4 protein-coding genes and 1 pseudogene are annotated in these 4,974 nt (G+C 71.7%); 2 read left to right on the plus strand and 3 right to left on the minus strand.

Features of this window, described 5'->3' with window-relative positions; translation table 11 throughout:
* Positions 1-498: pseudogene (locus tag D7V88_RS38830) on the plus strand (hypothetical protein); the annotation flags it as partial.
* An 88-nt stretch (positions 499-586) separates the two neighbouring features.
* On the opposite strand, the gene D7V88_RS38835 reads toward D7V88_RS38830, so the two are convergent.
* From D7V88_RS38835 to D7V88_RS38845, 3 genes are all read right to left on the minus strand, one after another.
* Positions 587-1,003: a type II toxin-antitoxin system VapC family toxin gene (locus D7V88_RS38835; protein ID WP_158625254.1), complete on the minus strand. Its 417-nt coding sequence runs from the start codon at positions 1,001-1,003 to the stop codon at positions 587-589.
* Entirely contained in the window at positions 996-1,343 is a 348-nt protein-coding gene (locus tag D7V88_RS38840; RefSeq protein WP_147449060.1) for a type II toxin-antitoxin system Phd/YefM family antitoxin, read from the minus strand. Before D7V88_RS38840 ends, D7V88_RS38835 begins: the two co-directional genes overlap by 8 nt.
* A gap of 123 nt (positions 1,344-1,466) precedes the next feature.
* On the minus strand, positions 1,467-2,609 hold the full coding sequence (locus tag D7V88_RS38845; protein ID WP_120545573.1) for a hypothetical protein: 1,143 nt from the start codon (positions 2,607-2,609) through the stop codon (positions 1,467-1,469).
* Between the two features lie 178 nt (positions 2,610-2,787).
* Between D7V88_RS38845 and D7V88_RS38850 the strand changes: the two genes are divergently transcribed.
* Positions 2,788-4,974, plus strand: a 2,187-nt coding sequence (locus D7V88_RS38850; RefSeq protein WP_120545574.1) for a TIGR02266 family protein, incomplete at its 3' end; no start/stop codon positions are given.

Consider the following 4,974-nt stretch of genomic DNA (forward strand, 5'->3'; position numbering starts at 1 on the left):
GTGCTCGCGTTCGACGCGAACGGGGCGCTGGCGTGGGGCCGCGAGGTGCCGGGGGTGAACGGCCGCGTGGGTTCGGTGTCCGTGGGTGCGAATGGCACCGTGGCGGTGGCGGGCGAAGCGGTGGGCCTGCTGGTGTGGAACGGGGCGACGCTGGATGAGGGTGGGCCGTTCGTGCTCACCGCGACGGCGGACGGGCAGGAGCAGTGGGCGAAGCAGCCCACGTGCGGTTCGGCGTCGGTGGGCACGGTGGCCGCGGTGGAGTCCACGGGTCCGGTGGCGGTGGCGTGCGGCAACACGCTGACGCGCTACGCGGCGGACGGGGCGCTCTTGGGGACGAACATGCTGGCGCCGGAGGCTTGCGGCAGCGGGACGTGCTCGCTGGCGACGACGACGCTGGTCGCGCTGCCGGATGCGGGGCTGGTGGTGTCGGGCTGGCAGCGCGATGGAGCGGGTGCCGCGTGGAACCAGGATGCGTTCCTGCGGCTCGTGACGCCGTGAGCCGCGCCGATGGCGTGGGGGCCACCTTGAGTCATGAGGTGCTTCCGCGCTTCAGGATGCTTTGAATCCGAGGGGCATCGGGACCGCGTCACCACGCGACCTCGATGCCTCCGGTGTTCTGGGCCCAGTCGGTGATGGCGCTGTCTCGCGTGAGCAGCGGTAGCGCCAGCCGGCGGGCCGTCGCCACGATGAGCCGGTCGAAATGGTCCCAGTGCTCCCAGTCGAGCCGGGCCGCCTCCCGGACATCCGCTTCGCTCATGGGCTCGTGGACCAGTTCCGGACGGGCGATGTCCGCCCACCATGCATCCAGCGTGGTGGGGAATCGCAACCTGCCGCCTTGCGCGAGCAGCCACGTTTCCAGCACGACCGGCGCCGGCACTACGAGGTAGCCGCGTCCCTGCTCGAAGGCCGTGAACGCGCGCTTCGCCTTCGGCCCGAATTTCTGGAGTTGGTCGCCCGCGTAGAAGAGCAGGGCGTTCGTGTCGAGCACGTAGCCCTCACTCAAGGTCCACCGCCTCCGCCGAGGCCAGTGCCGAGCGCTGGAGCTGGTCGCTGGGGCTTTCGCCCTGTGCTTCCAGATCGCCCACGATGCGCAGCGAGCCCCGCAGCTTTGGTTTCCCCTTTCGCGAGGGGCGCGACTGGCGCTCCGCTTCCAGCAGGGCCTTCAGCCGCGCGGGCGCGATGAGGTACGCCTTCAACTCATCATGCACGGTGATGGCGGTCAGGGCCCGCTGGGAGGCAGCTCGCTGCACGAGCGCGCTGAGCTGACTGCGCGCTTCGCTGAGCGCGATGCGCTGGATGGGCAGCGTCGTCCCCGTTTCCTCCACGGGGACGGCCGGTAGCAAGGCTCGTTTGCTCGGGGAGGCCTGTCTTGCACTCGCGGGGCGGGGCGGGGTGCGTCTCCGGTGTTTGCTGGCCATGTTGTACAGATAATATGGACAGGTCCGACACACCATGCGGCCCGGGTGTCAGGCTGGCGCAGTGCCCAGCTTGAGGTCCTGGTTCAGCCCCGCGTCCCTGCGCACGCGCCAGATGTACTGGTCCAGGAAGTAGTGGTGCAGCGCGAAGCCCCAGATGAACCCTTCCATGAAGTCGCGCAGCGTGAGCCCTGAACCGCCCAGCGCCACCTTCGTGTCGAACGCGCCGCAGCCCGGATGCACGCCCATGCCGCAGCCCAGTGCCCGGTACGCCACCGTGAACGCGAGCCCGCACAGCGCGTAGATGATGAACCGCTGGCTCACCCTCGGCGCCCAGCCGAACGACGCGCGGTCCACTCCGTCCGAGTGGTAGCGGTTGCGGTGAAAGAACCAGACGATGCCGTGGTACTGCACGTTGTGGAACGCCGTCACCGCCACGGTGAACATCAGGAAGTCCATCCGCCGCGACACCGACGGCCAGAACACCAGCGCCGTCAGCCCCAGCGCCGCGCCCAGCATCAACAGCTTCGGCCCGTTCACCCCGCGCCCCGTGTGCCAGCGCCACACCTGCCTGGCCGCGAGCACCCCCACCACCGCGAGCACCAGCGCGAAGCACGCGTGCGCCGCCGCGACCTCCCAGGTCGGCTCCGCCGGTAGGCCCAACCGCCGCCGCGCTCCCGGGTGCGTCAGCGCGAACGCCACGAACGGCGCGAGCAACCCGACGTACAACGTCAGGCTGTCCAACCGCCGGTCCCATGCGTCCTTCTCACCGGCCTTGCGCTGGTAGAGCACCATGATGCCGTAGTGCTGCCGCACCACGTGCCAGTACGCCCAGAGCGCCGCCAGCGTCACGAACACCGCGAACGGCCAGCGCTGCCCCAACAGCACCGAGCCCCCGAACACCGCCGGCCCCGCCGCGAACCACCCCAGGCTGCCCCACAAGAGCCGCGCCCGCGCCTTCCGCTCGCGCGAGTCCAGGTATGTGCGCGACACCGTCGCGAACAGGTGCGGCCCGTCCAACAGCAACACCCACGCCCACCACAGCGGTGGCCCGCTCACCCCGCCGAACACGTGCAACGCCATCAGCGCCAGGCTCGCGCCCAGGCCTCCCACCGTGGAGAGCAGGTCATGCCGTCGGTCCACCAACCACCGTGCATGCAGGGGGACCGGAGCGAACTGGGGAACCGCTTGCATCGGGGGACTCCCGTCCGGCGGACCCGGACTTCCTCGTTCAGGAAACGAAGTCCCAGGATAGCCGGGACATACAGGTAAGTCGTAAGCGCACCTGGGCTCCCGGAGGGATGGTGGACGGCCGACCGAGAGGCCAGAACCCCCTTGAGGGAAAGGCCCTGTGCCGCGACAGTGCCGACCCATGGATCAAGGTCGGCGTACCACGGACCGCAAGTCGGTCGGTCTGTTGGTGAAGCTCAAGCATGAGTCCGTGGGGAGCTTCACCGAGGAGTTCGCCACCAACCTCAGCCCGGGTGGCATGTTCATCCGCTCGCGCACGCCGCAGCCGGTGGGCACGCCCGTGCGTTTCGAGGTGCAGATCGCCAACGGTGTGCGCGTGCTCCAGGGCAGCGCCACGGTGCGCTGGGTGCGCGAGGTGAACGACCCCGCCGGTCCTCCGGGCATGGGGTTGCAGTTCCTGGAGCTGGACACGGCGAGCCGCGCGCTCGTGGAGCTGATGCTCCAGCGCAAGCCGGGTGGTGTTGCCTCGGTGGCTCCCGTGGCGCCGCTGCCGTCCATCGCGCCCATCGTCGCGCCCGTGGCCGCTCCGCCGCGTCCTGTCGCCGCGCCACCGCAGCGTCCCGCCGCGGTCATGCCCCCCGTCGCCGCGCCGTCGCGTCCCGCGCCGCAGGCCCCGGGCGGGGTCGCGCTCGATTCGCTCTTCGACGACATCGAGGCGCCCGCGAGCGCTCCGCCTCCGGAGGATGAGCCGTTCAACTTCGGATCTCCTGACGAGCCGTTCTCGCTGGGGTCCCCCGAGGACGAGGACAGCCTGCCGCTGGCGGACACGTCCAACGACGTGGACATCCCGCTGGATGAGCTCATCGCGGGCACGCCGCCGCCCACCGTGCAGGGCGTGCTGGCGGACGGTGATGAGCCATTGCCCGGACTCGATTTCGAGTTCGAGGTTCCGATGGGGGATGCGCCCATCGCGATGGGCGAGCCGCTCGATGAAGCGCCCATCGACATGGGCTTCTTGGTGGAGGATGACGGATCGTCCCCGGCCTCCGGCGATGCCGGTGGGTTCGAGCTGGACATGTCCGATGCCTTCGAACCCGCGCCGCCCCGTGTCGCGCCGGTCCAGCCCGTCGCACCGCCGCCCGCGGTGAGGCCCGCGCCGCCGCCCGTGGCTCCGCTCCAGACGTCCGGTGGCAGCACCGAGTTCGAACTGGACATGTCCATGGATGACGGCCCGCTGGAGCTGGCGCGAGAGCCCGCGTCCTCGCCCGGACGTCACCGGCCCATGCCGCTGTCGCGTGAGCCCGCGTCCTCGCCTGGACGTGCGGCTCCAGGTCTGTCGCGTGAGCCTGGTTCCTCCGCGGGACGTCCCGGTGCTCCGGGGCTGGGGCGTGAGCCTGTGTCTTCGACGGGCCGTCCTGGTGCTCCAGGACTGGGACGTGAGCCCGTGTCTTCGACGGGTCGCTCTGGTGCGCCGGGGCTGGGCCGCGAGCCCGTGTCTTCGACGGGTCGCCCTGGTGCTCCGGGGCTGGGCCGTGAGCCCGTGTCTTCGACGGGTCGTCCCGGTGCTCCGGGGCTGGGACGTGAGCCCGTGTCCTCGACCGGCCGTCCCGGTGCTCCGGGCCTGGGGCGTGAGCCCGGCTCCGCCGCTGGGCGCCCGGTGGCTCCGGAGATGTCCCTGGAGCCCGGGTCCTTCGGTGGCCGTCCCGCGGCACCGGGGTTGTCGCGTGAGCCGGTGTCCACAACGGGGCGCCCGGCCGTGCCGGGACTGGGGCGTGAGCCTGGCTCCGCCGCCGGTCGTCCCGGTGCGCCGGATCTGGGACGTGAGCCCGGATCCGTCGCGGGACGTGCGGCTCCAGGTCTGTCGCGTGAGCCTGCGTCTTCGGCAACTCGCACCGCCGCGCCGGGATTGGGGCGTGAGCCCGGCTCCGCCGCCGGACGCCCCCTGGCTCCGGAGATGTCGCTGGAGCCCGGATCCTTCGGCGGCCGTCCCGCCGCGCCGGGACTGGGACGTGAGCCCGGCTCCGCCGCCGGTCGCACCGCCGCGCCGGGGCTGGGACGCGAACCCGGCTCCGCCGCCGGACGCGCGGGTGCCCCGGAGCTGTCGCGTGAGCCCGCGTCCGCGACGGGCCGCTCCATCGCACCGCCCATCCAGCCCCTGACTCCGCCCGCGCCCACGAAGGGCTCCGGAGGCAGCACCGAGTTCGACTTCGACTTCTCCATGGACGAAGGCCCGCTGGAGCTCCCTGGTGCTCCGGGGCTGGGCCGTGAGCCCGTGTCTTCGACGGGTCGTCCCGGTGCTCCGGGGCTGGGACGTGAGCCCGTGTCCTCGACCGGCCGTCCCGGTGCTCCGGGCCTGGGGCGTGAGCCC

Origin of the sequence: Corallococcus terminator, from assembly GCF_003611635.1 — a bacterium.
Classification (GTDB): domain Bacteria; phylum Myxococcota; class Myxococcia; order Myxococcales; family Myxococcaceae; genus Corallococcus; species Corallococcus terminator.

Coding starts and splice junctions, on each gene's coding strand:
- D7V88_RS38845 (WP_120545573.1), bottom strand. CDS start 2,609: ATGCAAGCGGTTCCCCAGTTCGCTCCGGTCCCCCTGCATGCACGGTGG.